The organism is Luteibacter sp. KNZ12-1A (assembly GCF_056755675.1).
In genome coordinates, this window is record NZ_JBPGXU010000002.1 from 85,828 (window position 1) to 103,727 (window position 17,900).

A 17,900-nucleotide genomic window follows, 5' to 3' on the forward strand; every position below is an offset into this window, starting at 1 on the left:
TCTTAGAACGTGCCCTGGAACATGACGAAGCCACGTGTCCCGCCGACGTTGCGTGTGTCGCTGGCGTCCGCGAAGTCGGACACACGGTGATAGAACGCATCGTCCGTGGCGTGCGTCACGCCACCACTCACCGACCAATGCGCGGCGAACTGGTACTTGATCGTCGCCGAGTAGTCGCTATAGCTCGCGTCACGCGCTCCATTGGAGAGGGGCGTGGCCAGCTTCGCGGTGTAGTGGGTATGTCCCGCGTGCAGCGCCAACGACCATGTATCGGACAGCGGAAACGTGCCGTCCAGCTGGAGATACCCCGTCCCCCGTGTATCGCCGTCGTAGCCCTGCTCCTTGTCGGCGGCGAAATAATCCGTCAGCGACCGGTTGTACTTCAGGGTGAACTGGCGCCACGTCAGCGCGGCGTTGGCTTCGACCGTGTTGAAGGAACGCGAGCGGAGGCCGGCTTCGTCGAGATCCGCACCGGGGTAGACGTAGCCGTACAGGCCGACTCGCCAGGACCAGTCGGCGTCGATGGGGCGGCCGAAACTGGCGTAGAGATCCAGCTCCATCGAACCGCCTGGATAGCTCTTGTCACTGATGCTCGACGCCCAGGTACCCGCGGAGAACCCGTTCGGGTTCGTGTAGTCGGCGCCGCCCTGGATCGCGGGGTGGCCCCAGGTCTGGGTCAAGCCGCGGAACATGTAATCCGAAACCATCGCCACGTTGCCGGTCACCGGCGAAGCGTCCTGGGCCTGTGCGATCGAACCCAGGCAGAGGAAGGAGACAACCGCCGAGGCGGTCGAGGAGACGATCTTCATGGGAATGCTCTAGCTCGAAAGTGATGAATCAGATGCCGGCGTAGCCGCCGAGGACGTAGTCGTCCTCGATGGGCGGGTGTGCGGCGGCTACCGCGCGCGGCGGTAGCGGCGTGACATTGCTTGCGACGTGCTCGGCGTGGGGCACCACGACCCGGACTTCCATGTCCAGGTCGTCGGTGTCTTCGATGAGTACGGTGAGCTTTACGGAATGCATGGGTGACCTCGGGTCAGGCCAGTCCGAACAGGACCAGCAGCATGTCGATCAACTTGATGCCGATGAACGGAACCACGATGCCGCCCAGGCCATAGACCAGGAGGTTGCGGCGCAGCAGCGCACCGGCACCCAGCGCGCGATAGGCGACACCTTTCAGGGCAAGGGGAATGAGAAAGATGATGATCAGCGCGTTGAAGATGACGGCCGACAGGATGGCGCTCTGCGGCGTGGCCAGGTGCATCACGTTGAGCGCATTCAAGGCCGGGTAGGTCGTGGCGAACGCGGCCGGGATGATCGCGAAGTACTTGGCGATATCGTTCGCGATGGAGAACGTCGTCAACGAACCGCGCGTGATCAGCATCTGCTTGCCGATGCCCACGATCTCGATCAGCTTGGTCGGGTTCGAATCCAGGTCGACCATGTTGCCGGCCTCCTTGGCCGCCTGCGTGCCGCTGTTCATCGCCACGGCGACGTCCGCCTGGGCCAAGGCCGGCGCATCGTTGGTGCCGTCGCCGCACATCGCCACCAGACGATTCTCCGCCTGCATGTCGCGGATGTACTTGAGCTTCGCCTCGGGCGTGGCTTCGGCCAGGAAGTCGTCGACGCCCGCTTCCGCCGCGATCGCCGCGGCGGTGAGCGGATTGTCGCCGGTGATCATCACCGTCCGGATGCCCATCTTGCGCATCTCGGCGAAACGCTCCTTGATGCCTTCCTTGACGATGTCCTTCAGTTCGAGGACACCGAGGGTGAGCGATCCGTCGACGACGACGAGCGGGGTCGCGCCGCGGCGTGCGACATCCTCGGCCATCCGCTTGACCAGTGGCGGCAAGTGGCTGTCCTGCGATTCCAGGTAGCGCTCGACCGCATCCATCGCGCCCTTGCGGATGTGCCGGGTGCCGACGTCGACGCCGCTCATCCTGGTTTGCGCCGTGAAGGGCACGAACTCGGCGCGCGCATCGATCGCGCGACGATCCGACCCACCGAAGCGCTTCGCGGCCAGCGTGACGATGCTGCGGCCTTCCGGTGTCTCGTCGGCGCGCGAGGCGAGTTCGGCGGCCTCGGCCAGTTCACGCTCCTCGACTCCCGGGGCCGCGTGGAAGGCGACGGCCTGGCGGTTGCCGAGCGTGATCGTGCCCGTCTTGTCGAGCAGGAGGACGTCCACGTCACCTGCCGCTTCCACCGCGCGGCCGGAGGTCGCGATGACGTTGGCACGGATCATCCGATCCATGCCGGCGATGCCGATCGCCGAGAGCAACGCGCCGATGGTGGTCGGGATCAGGCATACCAGCAGGGCGATCAGCACGGTCAGCGTGATGGGATTGCCGACGCCGGCCGCCTGCACGCTGTAGATGGAGTACGGCAACAGGGTGGCGCAGGCGAGCAGGAAGATCAGCGTGAACTTGGCCAGCAGGATCGTCAGCGCGATCTCGTTCGGTGTCTTGCGCCGCGATGCGCCTTCCACCATCGAGATCATGCGATCGAGGAAGCTCTCGCCGGGGTTGCTGGTGATCCGCATGACGACCCAGTCGGACAGCACCCGGGTGCCCCCGGTCACGGCGCTGCGGTCGCCGCCGGATTCGCGAATCACCGGCGCGGACTCACCGGTGATGGCGCTTTCGTCGACGCTTGCCGCGCCCACGACGATCTCGCCGTCGCCGGGCACGATGTCGCCTGCTTCCACGAGGACGAAATGACCCGCGCGGAGTTCGCTCGATGGCGTGAAGACGATCGGCGCGTCACGTTCGGCCCGGGCCAGTTTCTTCGCGGCCACGTCGCGGCGTGATCCACGCAATGCGTCGGCTTGCGCCTTACCGCGCCCTTCGGCCAAGGCCTCGGCGAAATTCGCGAAGAGCAGCGTGAACCAGAGCCACAGGCTCACCCAGAAGATGAACCCCGTGGGTGCCTCGCCGTGTCCCGCCAACGCCTGTACCCAGAGAAGCGTGGTCAGGACGCTGCAGACGAAGACGACGAACATCACCGGGTTGCGGAACTGGAGGCGCGGCGAGAGCTTGATGAAGGCGTCGCCCAGGGCGCGCGCCACCAGGGCGCGATCGAGACCGCGCCGGGTCGTGGTTGGATGATTCATGGATCAGTGCCCCGTGGCGGACATCAATTGCTCGGCGATCGGCCCGAGGGCGAGCGCCGGAAGGAAGGTGAGTGCACCGACGACGATGACGACGCTTGCGAGCAGCACCACGAACAGCGGTGTATGCGTCGGCAGCGTGCCTGCGGACTCGGGCACGTGACGTTTCGCCGCCAGCGATCCGGCCATCGCCAGCATCGCGATCGCCAGTGGGTAGCGTGCGAAGTACATGCAGACGGCCAGCAGTACGTTCCAGAACGGCGTGTTCGCCGAAAGGCCACCGAAGGCGCTGCCGTTGTTGTTCGACGCGGAACTCACCGCATAGAGGATCTCGCTGAATCCGTGGGCGCCCGGGTTGGCGATGCCAGCAACACCGGCGGGCGCCATCACGGCGATGGCGGTGCAGATCACCACCAGGGCGCAAGGCAGGAGGACGGCCAGGCTGGCCATCTTCATCTCGTGCGCCTCGATCTTCTTGCCCAGGTACTCCGGTGTCCGGCCGACCATCAGGCCGGCGATGAAGACCGCGACGACGGCGAAGGCGAGCATGCCGTACAAGCCGGAGCCCACGCCGCCGAAGATGACCTCGCCCAGTTGCATCAGCCACATCGGCACGAGGCCGCCCAACGGGGTCAGCGAGTCGTGCATGGCATTGACCGCGCCGCACGATGCGGCCGTGGTGATCGCGGCGAACAACCCGGACGAGGCGATGCCGAAGCGGGTCTCCTTGCCTTCCATGTTGCCGCCGCTCTGCAGCGCCGAGGCGTGCGCATCGATGGCCAACCCGTGCAGCGCCGGATTGCCCGCCTGCTCGGCAGCCACCAGGCCGAAGGTCAAGGGCACGAAGATCACCAGCATCGTCGCGAGGATGGCCCAGCCCTGGCGGCGGTCGCCCACCATCGCGCCGAAGGTGTAGCAGAGCCCGGCCGGGATCAGGAAGATCGCCAGCATCTCGATGAAGTTGGAGAAGGGCGTCGGGTTCTCGTAGGGGTGCGCCGAGTTGGCGTTGAAGAAGCCACCGCCGTTGGTGCCCAGCATCTTGATGGCGACCTGCGAGGCGGCCGGTCCCATCGGGAGCACCTGCTCCTGCGTGGAAACGTGCCTGACCACGGGCTTGCCGGCTGCATCGACCACCGGGTTGCCGTCGGCATCCTTCACCGGCTCATCGTACGAAGTGGCTTGCACCGTCGTCGCATGCTCGTAGGGACGCACGTTCTGGACGACGCCCTGCGAGACGAGCAGCAGGCTGATGACCAGCGACAGCGGAAGCAGGATATACAGGGTGGTCCGCGTCAGGTCGACCCAGAAGTTGCCGAGCACCTTCACGCCCCGGCGCGAGAATCCCCGGATGACGGCAACGAGCACGGCGATGCCGGTGGCGGCCGAGAGGAAGTTCTGCACCGACAGGCCCACTGCCTGGGTGAGGTAACTCATGGTCGACTCGCCGCCGTATCCCTGCCAGTTGGTGTTGCTGGCGAAACTGACGGCGGTATTCATCGCGGAATCCGGTGTCACCGCCGCGAAGTGCTCCGGGTTCAGCGGCAACCATTGCTGCACCCGCTGAAGCACGTAGACGGCAATCATGCCCAGCACGTTGAACAGCAACATCGCCAGCGCGTACTTCTTCCAGCCCATCTCCTCGCCCGGCTCGACGCCGGCCACGCGATAGACGAGCCGCTCGATGCGTGCACCGAAACGCGTCACCTTGTTGGGGCTTTCCGCGAAAACAAGGGCCATGTACGAGCCGACCGGCTTGACCAGCAGCAGCAACACGGCGAGATAGACGACGATCTGGATCCAGTCGTTCGCGCTCATTCGAACCACTCCGGCTTGAGCAACGCGACGATCAGGTAGCCCGCGAGGGCGACGGCCAGCACGCCGGCAATGAGGTAGGAGGCGTTCATGTCGGCACCCTCACCGACGACCGAGCCGGTCGCAGATCATGAGGAAGCCGATCGTCGCCGCGGTGAGCACGACGATCAGGAGGACGTAGAGGATTTCCACAGGTTCACCCAAGTGAGGAGAGCTGCGGAATTATCGAAACGTGCGGATATCTTCGGTGTAAGGCGCGACGAGGCCCGCGTAAATTCGGCGTAAATTCCCGCGCACCGAAATCGCGCGGGAAGGGAAACCCTGGCGAGAGCCCCGGTGTGGGAAGCCCTGGAGGGAGCCGACTTGTCGGCGATCCCGCGGCAGCGGGCCAGGTTGACGCAAGCACCCATCGCCGACAGGGTCGGCTCCCACCACAAAAAAACGGGGCGCCGCTTGCGCGTGCGCCAGGTCGTTACCGCCGGTTCCTGCTGGCGGTCAGAGGTTGCCGTAGAGGTTGCTCACGATCGCGCTGCCGAAGCCGCTCGCGTAATCCCAGCCGGCCGTGGCCGTCTCGCCACCGTTACTGCCGGAGGTGACGTCGTGGTAGACACTGGAAGGCACCTGGTACAGGTGCGGGCCGGCGAAACCGAGCGTGGAATGGCCGGCGAGCATGCGCGCCCAGACGGCGGCGAACAACGGTGCGGAAAGGCTCGTGCCGCCGTACTGCGCGTTGCTGCCGTTGACGATGATGATCGAACCGGAATTCGGGTCCGCATCGAACGCCACGTCGGCGACGTCGCGCGTCGTCCCGCCTCCCTGCGTCTGCCAGCTCGGCTTGGGCTCTACCGTGCTCGGGCTGCCGCCGGCCTTGGACCACAGGGTCTCGCCAGCCCAGCTGTTGCCGGTGCCGGTGCTCAACGTCGTGCCGCTGACGGCCACCACATACGGTGAACTCGCCGGATAGCTGGGCGTCGTGCCACGCGGAGCCTTGGTGCACTCGTTGGAACCGGAGTCGCCCGTGGAGATCGAGAAGGTCTGCCCCTGCGATACGCCCAGCGCGAAGATCTGGTCGTCCGCCGCCATCGAGCCATCGTTGTAGGCGCTGGTTTCGCATTCGCCCAGGGAGACGTTGATGACCTTGGCCTGGTTGTCGCTCACCGCGCGGTTGAACGCGGCCGTCAGTGCGCTGTTACTGAGCGAATTCGCCGCATAGAAGATCAGCTTGCTCACGCCGCCCGACATGCCGACGATATTCTGGCTGTCCAGGTCCCATTCGGGCGTGCCGCTGGTGTCGGTTCCCGCCGCCCCGACCACGACCACCTGCGTATTCACGGCGGGCAGGCCATTGGCGGTGGTGAAGCTGGCCAGGTCCTTCAACGGCTGGGTCATGTCACCGTCGCTGATGATACCCACCGTGACCGTCGCCGCCGTCGGCGTGCCGCCCACGTTGTAGATGGTCGGGAACGTGGTGGGATTGTGGCCGGTCACGCCGGTCGTTGCCTTGGTGCCGATACGGTCGGCGGGCTTGATCATGGTGTGCGCGTGGTTGACCGTCTGCAAACCCACCACGGCGAGTACCGCGTCGCCGAGTGCGGCAGGCACCTTGACGTCGTCGATGTTGGCGTAGGCGGCACGGCCTTCGGCGTCCTGAGCCTTGACCAGACGCGTCGCGAAGGCCGACTGCGCGGCACCCGCGTTGCCATCCGCCGAGACGAGCAGCTTGTTCGAAGAAACGCTGATGTTGGTGAAGCCGGCCTTGCCGAGGTAGGCGACCACGGCCTGCACCTGGTCGTCGCTCGGCGAGAACATGGCGACCGCATCCGCGGGTTGCAGCGTCGCGTGGAACATCGGGCTGGACGGGTTATGCGCCGATGCGATGAAGTCGTCGAGCGTGGAGCGGTTCTGCACCTTCAACACCACTTCGATATGGACCGGCGTAGCAGCGTCCGCCAGGTCGGCGGCTGTCGCCGTCGCCGCGAGTTCGTGCGCGCGCGTGGCCGTGGCCGCCCATGTCGTCGCCGCTCCCGCGGCCATGGTGGGCGCACACACGAACGCACCCAGCACCGCACCCATCGCCACACATAGCGAGGTTTTCTTCATCTGCATGAAACGTCTCTCCCGTAAGCTGAGCCGAATCCCGATTCGGGATATGTGGTCCCGGTGACGTCGTCGTCACCGGACGCTGGCAGCCCGGCTCCTTGTCATTCCGTTTTCTTCCCCCCGGGCGAACTCCGTTTCAAATGACAAAGCACCGCTCCCCGCAACGACGCTAGCACAGGGAATCGGCGGGCCGGCATCAGGAAAATTCCTGTCTCGCAGCGAGGTGGTTCATTCGCATTTTCTTGCGCATGGTGTCCCATTGACGCGCTTTGGTTTTTTCTCCGAAAGCGATGTATAAGCGTAGCTATTTGCGACAGACGCAACGATGAACATCACCCTCGACGAGATCCAGAACTTCATCGCGGTGGTCGACACCGGCTCCATAACGGCCGCCGCGCAGCAGCTGGAGCAGACCGTCTCCGCCGCCAGCCGATCGCTGGGAAGACTGGAGCAGAAGCTCAAGACCACGTTGCTTCGCCGGACCACGCGGCGCCTCGAACTTACGGACGAAGGCGAGGTTTTCCTCGAACGAGCGCGTGACATCGTCGCGGCGGTGGAGAACGCGGAAGAACAGATGGCGGCACGGCGCGGCCGCCCGGCGGGGCGTCTTCGCATCGATGCGGCATCGCCCTTCATGTTGCACGTGGTGGTGCCGCTGGTCGCGGGTTATCGCGAACGTTTTCCCGACGTGGAGCTGGAACTGCACAGCAGCGAAGGCTACATCGACTTGCTGGAACGCCGTACCGACGTGGCCTTGCGCATCGGACGGCTGAAGGATTCCACGCTACACGCCCGGCCGATCGGCACGAGCCAGGTGCGTTGTCTCGCCAGTCCTGCTTACCTCGCCAAGCACGGCCGGCCGCGCAAGGTATCGGACTTGCGCAAGCATGCGTTGCTCGGGTTCACGGAACCCGAGTCGCTCAACGAGTGGCCCCTGCTGGACGAGAGCGGACAGCGCGTGCACATCAAGCCCACCATCGGCACGTCCAGTGGTGAAACGCTGCGCCAGCTCGCGCTCGAAGGCAACGGCATCGTCTGCCTTTCCGACTTCATGACGCGCGGCGATCGTGAAGCGGGCACGCTGGTGCCCGTGTTGTCCAGGCACATCGCCGAACTCCGCCAGCCGATCAATGCGGTGTACTACCGCAACACCGCCATCTCCGCGCGCATCGCCTCGTTCGTCACCTATCTTGTCGAGGCGATCGGGGAGCATGGCTTCGACCGCTGAGGACGCCGCGCTCAGGCGCCGGGAGGGTTGGAGTCGATCACCTGCACCTTCGACCCCGTGCTCGCGGGCTGGATGCTTTCATCGGTCGCGAGAAGCACCGAACCCGGCGACAGCAAGGGCAGCACTTTCTCCATGAACTCACGTGGCACGGCCACGCGATCCACGAGCGCCTCGTCCACCACCTTGCCCGCTTCGTCGCCATGCCCGGGGATGCCGATGGTGATCCAGTTCGGCATCCGCAGGCCCGATCGCTGCGGCGCGTCGGGCATGTAGCCGGAAGCGACGATGAAGGCATGCGTGCCGGCCAGGGGATCGCGCACCTGCACCTGGCTGCGGCCGATCTCGATGCCGTTGCGGAACACGATGACCCGGCCATCGGCCACGCTCAGCACCATGGAGATCGGTCCGGTCGGCGAGGCTTCCGGCGTCCATCGGTAGAGCTGCCCATCGGCCAGCGGTTCGAGGTTCAGGTCGGCGCCATTGCGGGGGTCGATGGGTATCACGGCGGTGGGATGCACCACCGTCACCGGCGCTGTGCCTTCCTCGGCCACCACCACGGTCATGCCCATGTTCGTCGCGTCGAACAGCAGCTTCGCGAACTCGGTCGGCAGGTGCACGCAACCGTGCGATTCCGGATAGCCGGGAAGGCCGCCCGCGTGCAGGGCCACGCCATCCCAGGTCAGCCGCTGCTGGTACGGCATGGGCGCGTTGTCGTACTTCTTGGAGTGGTGGTCCTTGTCCTTCTGCAGGATCGTGAACACCCCCGTCGGCGTTTCATAGCCCTTCTTGCCCGTGCTGACCGTGGTCACGCCGATGAGGATACCGTTGCGGTACGCATAGGCCTTCTGCTCGGTGAGGCTCACGATCACCGCCATGGGCCCGGGGGAGGCGCCGCGCCCACCCCATATCCACTCACCGGGCTTCAAGGCCGAGGGAGGGGTATCGGCCGGACTCGACTGCTTCGCGCCCCAGATGGGCACGCTGGCGATGGCCGACGATGCGAGCGAGAGGGACAGCGCGAGGCCGACGAGCAAGCGTTTCATGGGCGGCTCCTGATCCGGATGGCACGAGGTTAATCGGAGCCGGTGTACCCAGGCGAGTATGGATCGTTCGCGATTTGGCCGACGCCATCCTGCGCCGGATGACGCAGTTCTCCCGTGAGGATGCGAAGCATCGGCCCGCGCGCACCCGGGGCACGCCCGATGGGTCCGAACAGCGCGTCGCGGCACCACCCCAGGGCGGTGCGGTCGGACTGGAACAATGGAGTCAGCCAACGACTCATGCGCTGGTACGCGCGAACATGAGCGTGGCGCTCGCGGCGATAGGCATCCAGCGCCACCGCCAGGTCGCTGTGCGAAGCCAGTGCATCCGCAAGCGCGGCGGCGTCGAGCAGCGCCATGTTCACACCCTGGCCGAGCTGCGGGCTCATCGCGTGGGCGGCATCGCCGATGACCACGAGCCGGCCATGGTGCGAGCGTGCCAGGACGACATCGCGATAACGTGCCCTCTGTAATTGCCCGGCATGGCCGAAATGCGCCACGTGCGGAGAAAGCTCCGGCCAGATCTCGGCGACCCTGGCCTTCATCGCCGCCACGCCGGCGTCGTCGAAACATTCGACGGCTTCGCCGGGCAAGCTGTAATAGAACGTGATCCAGCGACCCGCGTGCCCCGGGCGCGTTCCCACCGGCAACATGCCGATCATGGAGCGCGTGCCCGCGTAACGCTGGAGCAACCGGTCGGGCTCCGGCCAGTCGTCGATGCGAAGCAGGCTCCAGAGGGCTCCCCAGGGATACAACGCCTGGCGGCGCACGTGCCGCCCGCATCCCCCGCGCAGCACGGAATGCGCGCCGTCGGCGGCAATGACGAGGTCGTAAGGGCCATGGACCTCGCCGTCCGCATCGGCAAGGGTGTGCGCCGTGGCGTCGTATCCCACGATGCGCGTGCCGGTACGGACCCGGGAGGCGCCAGCGTGCGCATCGCGCAGCAGTTCGAAGAGCGCACCCCGCGTCATGCCCAATCCAAAGCAACCTTCGCGTCGGTCGCGATATCGCATGGCCATCACGGCGCGACCCCGCGGCGTGGTGCCGTGCAGTTCCTCTATTCGCTGGCCGAGGGCCAACGCCCGTCCCGCCAAGCCCATGCGCTCCAGGACGGCCAGGCCGGTCGGCTGTAGCAGGAACCCCGCGCCCACCGGACCGGGCTCCGGACTTTGCTCGAAAACGGTGATGTCGTGGCCCTGCCCCGACAGCAGGATGGCGCTGGCCTGCCCCGCCGTTCCGTAGCCCGCGATCGCGATCTTCATCCCTGCTCCCTCGGCTTTGCGACAGGATACCAAGTCATGTCGAAACCGCCTCCCGTCGTTCGACGAAAGGGAAAGCCTCCCTCGACCCCAGGTGCACCGATGACCCTGAAGCTCTACGCCCACCCGTTCTCGTCCTACTGCCAGAAAGCCCTGGTGGCCCTCTACGAGAACGGCACGCCGTTCGAATGGAAGCTCCTGTCACCGGAGAATCCCGAGGTTTATGCGGAGTTCGCCGATCTTTGGCCACTGAAGCGGTTCCCGGTCCTGGTCGATGGCCGACGCACCGTCACCGAGGCCAGCACCATCATCGAATACCTGGACCTCCATCACCCCGGCCCGGCGCCTATGCTCCCCGAGGATCGCAAGGCGGCGCTCGAGGTTCGCAACATGGACCGCTTCTTCGACAACTACGTGTCGACGCCGCAGCAGCGGATCGTCTTCGACGCATTGCGCCCCGAGGGCAAGCACGACGCGCATGGCGTGGCCGAGGCGCGCGCGATGCTCGACACCGCCTACGCCTGGCTCGACCATCACATGGCCGGCCGCGAATGGGCCGCCGGGGACCGCTTCAGCCTGGCCGACTGCGGGGCCGCTCCGTTCCTTTTCTATGCGGACTGGACCCACGCGATCGACGCGCGATTCGCCCACGTGCATGCGTACCGCCGGCGCCTGCTCGCCCGCCCCTCGTTTGCCCGCGCCGTCGACGAGGCCCGCGTCTATCGTCCGTTCTTTCCGCTGGGCGCACCCGACCGCGATTGACCGAAGGAGACCGACATGACCGCCCCAACCCTCGTGCCCGCCACCGAACTGGCCGCGCGCAACACGTTCCGCATGCCGAACGAAAGCGCCGAGTACCGCGCGGCGCGCAATGCCCTGCTCGCCGAGGAAATCGAACTGCGCCGGCATATCGAACGCGTGGCCGTGCAGCGCCGCGCCCTCCCGCCCGGCGGCGAGGTGCGCGGCAACTACCGCTTCATCGGCCAACACGGCCCGGTCGATTTCGCCGCGCTGTTCGGCGACAAGTCGACCCTGGTGACGTACAGCTGGATGTTCGGGCCGCAACGCGAGCGCCCCTGCCCGATGTGCACCTCCTTGCTCAGCGCCTGGGACGGCGAAGCACGCGACATGGAGCAGAACGTCGCCCTGGCGGTCATCGCGCGGTCGCCCTACGAACGCATGCAGGCCTTCGCGCGTGAGCGCGGCTGGCGGCACCTGAAGCTCTATTCGGACGCCAACGGCGAGTTCAGCCGCGACTACCACGCGATCGGCAAGGAAGGCGGCGATGAGCCCGCCCTCAACGTCTATACCCGGCGCGACGGGGTGATCCGCCACTTCTGGGCTGGCGAGATGGGCTTCGAGACAGCCGACCCCGGCGAAGACCCGCGTGGCGCGCCCGACCTCATGCCCTTATGGACGGTGATCGACTGCACGCCGGAAGGACGCAAGCCCACCTGGTACCCCAGCCTGGACTATCCGGGCTGACGACACAAAACGTCCAGGCTGGACTTGGTGTATCGGCGCGGGGATCATGCCGTGCATGGCCGATCACCTTTCCACCTTCGTCCCGGTCGCCGATGCGATCGCCGCCCTGCTCCGTCCGCATGCGGAGGTGGTGATCCACGACCTGGCGACCGGCACCATCCGTCACATCGCCAATCGCCTGTCCCGCCGCGAACCGGGCGACGCGTCGTTGACCGATGCCGATGGCGTCATGTCGCTGGATACGCCGGTCATCGGTCCCTATGCGAAGACCAACGGGGACGGGCGCTCGCTCAAGTCGGTAACGGCCGTCGTGCGCGATGGCCGGCGCAAGCCCGTGGGGCTGCTCTGCATCAACCTGGACGTGAGCATGTTCGAAACCCTGCAATCGGTCTCGAGGGATTTCCTTCGCTTCGCCGACACCAGCGAACGGCCTTCGGCACTGTTTCGCGGCGATTGGCGCGAAGAGATCAACGATGTCGTCGGCCAGTTCCTGGTCGACCGCGGCACCACGCTCGCGGCGATGAGCCTCGCCGATCGCGAAGCGGTCGTCGCGGCGCTGGAATCTCGCGGCCTTTTCGACGTGCGCAATGCCGTGGCGTACATCACCCAACTCCTGGGCCTGTCCCGCGCCACCTTGTACAAGACGCTCAAGGCGGTGCGCGAGGCCTCGTGAGTCCGCGCCTTCAACGCAGCTGGCTGTCCTTGCTCCCGCGGCGGTTGTAGCCGGCGAACGCCGCTTCCTCGCGATCGGCCGCTTCCTGGCACACCACGCACAACCGCACGCCGGGTACCGCCTTGCGGCGCGCCTCGGGTATCGGCTTGTCGCACTCCTCGCAGCGCTCCAGGCTCGGCCCTTTCGCAAGGCGGCTACGGGCGCGCTTCACCGCGTCGTCCACGGTGGCATCGATCTGGTCCTGCACGGCGGTATCGCCCGCCCATCCGGTTGCCATGGGTCACCTCCCGGCGCGTTGGCTCAGGCGCAAGAACATGGTGGCAAGTCTTTGGTTTTAAAGGCGTGAAGCGCCGCTCCTACGGCGCTTCGGCGTCAGCCGGCCACCCTCGGTTCATCGTACAAACCGAACTCCGTGATACCCGGCTGCCTTCCGGCAACGCTGAGCCTGACGCGCTTCGCCGTCGTACGCGCCACCTCGTGGAACTGGTAGTGCGCGGGCTTCGTGCCGGACACCACCTCCACCCACGCACCGTCGCGTTCGACTTCCACCTTGTACGACGCGATGCGGCTCGTATCGCCATAGTCCTCGTCGTGCAGCGGTTCCACGATGGACAAGGTATTGAACGACACCGGCGCATCGAAGCGCACCTCGATCCAACCCTCGTTCTTGCCGCGATCGGCAAGCCAGTAGGTGCGGAAGTTATCGTCGAACGCCTGGTCCGGGCCCACGGCCTCGTCGCTCGCACTGGCCCATGCCGGCTTGCCGGCGGCGAGGTCGGGCGTGGTGATCGTCACCGAGCGGCCGATCTTCGCCGCGGGCCCCTCGTTCTTCCATAGCGTGCCGATCTCGGCCAGCCGCGCCACGGCGTTATCGTCGAAACGGCCGTCACGGTTCGGCGCCACGTTGAGGATGAGGTTGCAATGGTTGTCGTTGAACGGCTTCAGCCATTCCTCGACGATGGTCTTCGCCGACGCGAGTTCCGAGGTGGGATAGGCCTTCTTCCAGAACCAGTCGCTCTGCAAGGTCGTGCCCGATTGCGAAGGCACGGGACTGTCCGGCGGGATCTTCTGCCCTGCGTGTTGCTCGTACTGCTTGATGTCGGTGTAGTAGAGCGCCGTGCCGGGATAGCTGCCCGCGTTGTGGTCGGTGAGCAGGCAATCCGGCTGCAGCGACTTCACCAGGTCGTAGATCTCGCGATACGGCAACTCGGCGTACGAGATGCGCGACCAGGATGCGTTCCAGCCATCGAGGATCAACGCGGTGAGCGGGCCGTAGTTCGTCAGCAATTCGGTGATCTGCGCCTTGATCAGCGCGATCTTCTCCGGCGTGACCGTGCGCGCGCGGATGTCCTGGCGCAGGTCGAGGATGGAGAAGTACAAGCAGACCTTGAGTCCCGCCTTGCGGAACGAATCGACGTAGCGGCGCACGACATCGTGCGGGTACGAGGATTGCATGATGTTGGCGCTGCCGGTCCGGGTCGGCCACAGGCAGAAGCCGTCATGATGCTTGGTGGTGAGGCAGGCGTAGCCCATGTGGGCGGACTTCGCGGCACGCGCCCACTGGTCGGTGTCGAGGTGCTTCGGATCGAACAGCTTCGGTGACAGCGCGGGATCGCCCCACTCCCGTTCCTCGAAAGTGGCGAGGTTCAAGTGGATGAACATGCCGAAGCGGAGATCGAGAAAGGCCTGCTGCAGGGCCAGGAGGCGATCCGGATCCACTGCCACGCGATCCCTCGCCGAGGGTGAAGGCGTCGCCGCCATCGTCCTTACCGCAGGCCAGAGGCCACTGCTGAAGGCGCCCGCCGCGGCCAACGCCTTCGCGAACTCTCGTCGATTCAATGGACCCACTCCCCGGTTGGCGTGACGTTCGACTCTCGCCGCGTGGGCAGTTCATGTCAACGCGACCGCGTCACACCACCGGGCATGCGCGACGATCAGGTCGCCGCCGCCTTCATCGCGGCGATGTCGAGCTTGGTCATGTGCATCAGGGCGGCGACGGAGCCGGGGTTTTGCACCAGCTCCTCGATATTCTCCGGGATCACCTGCCACGACAGGCCGTACTTGTCCTTCAGCCAACCGCAGGCCTGGGCGCGCGGGTCGCCCCCCGCCGATAGCTTCTCCCAGTAATGGTCGATCTCGGCCTGATCGTGGCAGTGGACGACGAGGGAAACCGCCTCGGTGAACTTGAACGTCGGCCCGCCGTTGAGCGCGGTGATGGGGTGGCCGTCCAGTTCGAAGGCGACCGTCATCACCGAGCCCTCCGGCCGGCCCGAAACCGCCGATACTTCCTTGGAATAACGTGTCGTGCCGACCACCCGCGAATGGGGGAAGATCGAGACATAGTGATTGGCGGCTTCCTCGGCCTCGGTGTCGAACCAGAGGAATGGCGTGATGCGCTGGAAACGATGGGACATGGGAGTCTCCTGAGTCCGGTGGGCTCGAGCGGGCCGGGGAGCGGCCTTTCACCCATTCGTCGAACGGGGACACGCCAGATCGACAATGCCCGGGTGGGGCCATGCAAGGCGTCACCCCCGTCGACGCGCTAGGCTGCCCGCCATGACCCTTCCGAACCCCTACCCCGACGAGCGCGCGGCCGGCGAGGATGCCGTCGATTGCGGCGACGCCGCACGCCGCTGGACCCTCGTCGCCGCCATCGTCGGCTCGGGCATGGCCTTCGTCGACGGCACGATCGTCAATGTCGCCTTGCCGGCCATCCAGAAAGCCCTGGACGCCACGACGGCGGACGCGCAATGGGTGATGGAAGCCTATGCCCTGCTTCTATCCGCCTTGCTGTTGGTCGGTGGCGTGCTCGGTGACCGCTTCGGACGCCGTCGCGTGTTCATGATCGGCACGGCGGTATTCACACTGGCTTCGCTGGTTTGCGCGGGAGCACCGGGCATAGCCGCCCTTATCGGCGGGCGCGCCATACAAGGGTTCGGTGCCGCCCTCCTCGTACCCGGCAGCCTCGCGCTCATCAGCAGTGCGTTCCCCAAGGAGCGGCGGGGCGCCGCCATCGGCACCTGGTCCGCCTTCAGCGGTATCACGGCGGCGGCCGGGCCGGTGCTTGGCGGATACCTGGTCGAGCATGTGTCCTGGCACTGGGCCTTCCTGATCAACCTGCCGCTCGGCGTGGCACTCGTGGCGATATGCTGGTGGCGGGTACCCGAGAGCCGTGGCGGTCTCGCCAGTGGCCAACTCGACGTCGGCGGCGCCGTCCTGGCGACATCGGGGCTGGCAGGCGTCGTCTTCGCACTGATCGAAGGACCGCTGCGCGGATGGTCCGCCCCTTCGGTCGCCGGCGCCGCCTGCGTGGGCGTGGCGGCACTTGTCGCCTTCATCCTGGTGGAACGCCGCACGAGCACGCCGATGTTGCCGCTGCGCCTGTTCCGCAACCGCGATTTCTCGGCGGCCAACGCACTCACGCTGTTGCTGTACGCGGCGCTCGGCGGAAGCCTGTTCTTCATCCCACTGAACCTGATCCAGGTGCAAGGCTACGGCGCGACCGGCGCGGGCGCCTCCTTGCTGCCCGTGATCGTGATCATGTTCGCCCTGTCGCGCTGGACCGGCCAACTGGTCGACCACGTCGGCGCGCGGCTGCCATTGATGGTGGGGCCGCTCGTGGCCGCCGCCGGCTTCGGCCTGTACGCGCTGCCCGGCGTCGGTGCAAGCTATTGGACGACATTCTTTCCGGCCAGCTGCGTACTCGGCTTGGGCATGAGCATCGTCGTCGCTCCTCTCACCACCACGGTGATGAATGCTCTCGATCCCTCGTTGGCCGGCACCGCTTCGGGCATCAACAACGCGATATCGCGCACCGCGGGGTTACTCGCCATCGCGGTGTTCGGCGTGGTGTTGACCGAAGTGTTCAATGCCACGCTGGATACCCGGTTGGCGACGTTGAACCTGGATGGCGACACCGTGCACGGCATCGTGACGCAACGCGCCAAGCTGGCCGGCATTCAAGTCGCGAACGCCGACGCGCGCCGTGTGATCGGGGAATCCTTCGTAGCGGGTTTCCGTGCGGTCATGCTTTTTTCGGCGGGCCTGTCGGTACTCTCGGCCCTGGTGGCGGCGCTCGGCCTGAGCCGCAGGCAGCCGGTCAGCGCCTCTGCCGACGGCGAGCTTCAACGATAGGCGACGTTCACGGTGACACTCGCATTCGCGGAGCCTGGGGCGATGGGCTTTCCGGTCGTGCGATAGCGGGCCCGGAAGCCATAATTCCGGCCTTCCTGCACCGCGCCCAGGATGAGCGGAGCGGCGCTGTTGGGAATGGCCTGGGCATCGGGATCGTCGCTGCGAAGTTCCACGGCGACACCCGTCGCGGCACCGTTGCCGGTGAGCTTGAACAGGGTGGCATCGGCCTCGTCCGCCGCGCCGGCGAAGGTCAGGAGTATCTGGGTGGCGTTCGTGCATCCCGTGGCGACCAGTTGCTGCGTGGCCCAATGACTGCTTCCGGCCACGGCGAGGGTGCCGCCTTCGACGTTGCCGATCGGGAAGACCAGTCGGCGCGAGGCGAAAGCACAGGTGGGCCGCTGCGGCTCTACGCGCGCGTCGAGCAAGTCGGTCCATACCTGGGCTTGGCCGTCGTAACCGGCCCGGGCCAGGGTGCCCCGCGTCAGGGACCCTCCTTCGAGGATCGGCCCCGTCTTGATGAGTTGCACGGTGAACCGAGCGTTGCTCAGCTTGCCGTCGAAAATCCAAGGAATGTGCGAGCTATACGGCACGACCAGGTCACCCTGGCCGCTATGGTGGAACTGGATACGAATACCGACGCCGGGCACGTTGGTGTCGTAGATTCCGTCTCCCAGGGCGCTGGGAGTCGTGAAAACACCCAGGCTGGCGGTACGTGTCGGCTTGACGCATTTGAAGCCGGGGGAATCCCAACCGGTGGTGACGCGTTCCGCGAGCACGGTTCGCGGTGCCGCATCCACCGCCGCCTCGACGGTACCGAAGGAAAGCGGTTGCGGCGTGCCCTGCGACGGATGGCCCAGGCATCCCGCCTGCGATGGGCCCACCGCGAGCAGGAGGGCGGTGGCAACGAAGAACCGGTACGTGGACGGCGAGGGCATGGGGCGGGTTCCCTGGGGGACAGATGTCCTGGAAGTCTGCCCACCGGCCAACACGCATCCCATACGACGAATCTGAAAATGCGATGACAACGCGCGGCCGCATTGCACGGTGCGTTCACCCGGCCTCG

The 17,900-nt window shown here is 66.2% G+C and carries 17 protein-coding genes; 5 read left to right on the forward strand and 12 right to left on the reverse strand.

Going from position 1 to position 17,900, the window contains the following annotated elements:
• Positions 1–2: 2 nt before the first annotated feature.
• From ACR9ZJ_RS00880 to ACR9ZJ_RS00905, 6 genes are all read right to left on the reverse strand, one after another.
• The gene (locus ACR9ZJ_RS00880; protein WP_481286543.1) at positions 3–809 is read right to left on the reverse strand and encodes a TorF family putative porin; all 807 of its coding nucleotides are present in this window, start codon (positions 807–809) and stop codon (positions 3–5) included.
• 28 nt (positions 810–837) lie between these two features.
• A complete protein-coding gene (locus tag ACR9ZJ_RS00885; protein ID WP_481286544.1) occupies positions 838–1,023 on the reverse strand; it encodes a hypothetical protein in 186 nt (61 codons plus the stop codon).
• A 13-nt stretch (positions 1,024–1,036) separates the two neighbouring features.
• Positions 1,037–3,109, reverse strand: a complete 2,073-nt coding sequence (kdpB, locus tag ACR9ZJ_RS00890; protein WP_481282156.1) for a potassium-transporting ATPase subunit KdpB — start codon at positions 3,107–3,109, stop codon at positions 1,037–1,039.
• A 3-nt stretch (positions 3,110–3,112) separates the two neighbouring features.
• The gene (gene kdpA / locus ACR9ZJ_RS00895) at positions 3,113–4,921 is read right to left on the reverse strand and encodes a potassium-transporting ATPase subunit KdpA (protein WP_481286545.1); all 1,809 of its coding nucleotides are present in this window, start codon (positions 4,919–4,921) and stop codon (positions 3,113–3,115) included.
• A complete protein-coding gene (gene kdpF, locus ACR9ZJ_RS00900; RefSeq protein WP_481282154.1) occupies positions 4,918–5,010 on the reverse strand; it encodes a K(+)-transporting ATPase subunit F in 93 nt (30 codons plus the stop codon). Before kdpF ends, kdpA begins: the two co-directional genes overlap by 4 nt.
• A 403-nt stretch (positions 5,011–5,413) precedes the next feature.
• A complete protein-coding gene (locus ACR9ZJ_RS00905; RefSeq protein ID WP_481282153.1) occupies positions 5,414–7,024 on the reverse strand; it encodes a S53 family peptidase in 1,611 nt (536 codons plus the stop codon).
• Positions 7,025–7,343: 319 nt separating this feature from the next.
• On the opposite strand from ACR9ZJ_RS00905, the gene ACR9ZJ_RS00910 reads away from it, so the two are divergent.
• Complete coding sequence (locus tag ACR9ZJ_RS00910; RefSeq protein WP_481282152.1) at positions 7,344–8,246, forward strand: LysR substrate-binding domain-containing protein; 903 nt, start codon at positions 7,344–7,346, stop codon at positions 8,244–8,246.
• 11 nt (positions 8,247–8,257) lie between these two features.
• Here ACR9ZJ_RS00910 and ACR9ZJ_RS00915 read toward each other — a convergent pair whose 3' ends face one another.
• The gene (locus tag ACR9ZJ_RS00915; RefSeq protein ID WP_481282151.1) at positions 8,258–9,289 is read right to left on the reverse strand and encodes a L,D-transpeptidase; all 1,032 of its coding nucleotides are present in this window, start codon (positions 9,287–9,289) and stop codon (positions 8,258–8,260) included.
• A gap of 29 nt (positions 9,290–9,318) precedes the next feature.
• A complete protein-coding gene (locus ACR9ZJ_RS00920; RefSeq protein ID WP_481286546.1) occupies positions 9,319–10,548 on the reverse strand; it encodes an FAD-dependent oxidoreductase in 1,230 nt (409 codons plus the stop codon).
• A gap of 99 nt (positions 10,549–10,647) precedes the next feature.
• On the opposite strand from ACR9ZJ_RS00920, the gene ACR9ZJ_RS00925 reads away from it, so the two are divergent.
• Genes ACR9ZJ_RS00925 through ACR9ZJ_RS00935 form a run of 3 tightly spaced genes read left to right on the forward strand, consistent with a single transcriptional unit; the run spans position 10,648 to position 12,703 of the window.
• Complete coding sequence (locus ACR9ZJ_RS00925) at positions 10,648–11,307, forward strand: glutathione S-transferase family protein (protein ID WP_481286547.1); 660 nt, start codon at positions 10,648–10,650, stop codon at positions 11,305–11,307.
• A 15-nt stretch (positions 11,308–11,322) separates the two neighbouring features.
• Entirely contained in the window at positions 11,323–12,030 is a 708-nt protein-coding gene (locus tag ACR9ZJ_RS00930; protein WP_481282148.1) for a DUF899 family protein, read from the forward strand.
• Between the two features lie 55 nt (positions 12,031–12,085).
• Positions 12,086–12,703, forward strand: coding sequence for a helix-turn-helix transcriptional regulator (locus tag ACR9ZJ_RS00935; protein ID WP_481286548.1), 618 nt, complete (start codon positions 12,086–12,088; stop codon positions 12,701–12,703).
• A gap of 10 nt (positions 12,704–12,713) precedes the next feature.
• On the opposite strand, the gene ACR9ZJ_RS00940 is transcribed toward ACR9ZJ_RS00935, so the two are convergent.
• From ACR9ZJ_RS00940 to ACR9ZJ_RS00950, 3 genes are all read right to left on the reverse strand, one after another.
• Positions 12,714–12,980 (reverse strand): DksA/TraR family C4-type zinc finger protein, encoded by a 267-nt coding sequence (locus ACR9ZJ_RS00940; RefSeq protein WP_306848771.1) that lies wholly within the window; start codon positions 12,978–12,980, stop codon positions 12,714–12,716.
• A 95-nt stretch (positions 12,981–13,075) separates the two neighbouring features.
• Positions 13,076–14,542, reverse strand: coding sequence for an alpha-L-fucosidase (locus ACR9ZJ_RS00945; RefSeq protein ID WP_481286549.1), 1,467 nt, complete (start codon positions 14,540–14,542; stop codon positions 13,076–13,078).
• A 95-nt stretch (positions 14,543–14,637) separates the two neighbouring features.
• Positions 14,638–15,117: a VOC family protein gene (locus tag ACR9ZJ_RS00950; RefSeq protein WP_481286550.1), complete on the reverse strand. Its 480-nt coding sequence runs from the start codon at positions 15,115–15,117 to the stop codon at positions 14,638–14,640.
• 142 nt (positions 15,118–15,259) lie between these two features.
• Here ACR9ZJ_RS00950 and ACR9ZJ_RS00955 point away from each other — a divergent pair, with 142 nt between their 5' ends.
• Complete coding sequence (locus ACR9ZJ_RS00955; RefSeq protein ID WP_481286551.1) at positions 15,260–16,837, forward strand: DHA2 family efflux MFS transporter permease subunit; 1,578 nt, start codon at positions 15,260–15,262, stop codon at positions 16,835–16,837.
• Here ACR9ZJ_RS00955 and ACR9ZJ_RS00960 read toward each other — a convergent pair.
• Complete coding sequence (locus ACR9ZJ_RS00960; protein ID WP_481286552.1) at positions 16,828–17,772, reverse strand: fimbrial protein; 945 nt, start codon at positions 17,770–17,772, stop codon at positions 16,828–16,830. The genes ACR9ZJ_RS00955 and ACR9ZJ_RS00960 overlap by 10 nt on opposite strands.
• Between the last annotated feature and the right edge of the window lie 128 nt (positions 17,773–17,900).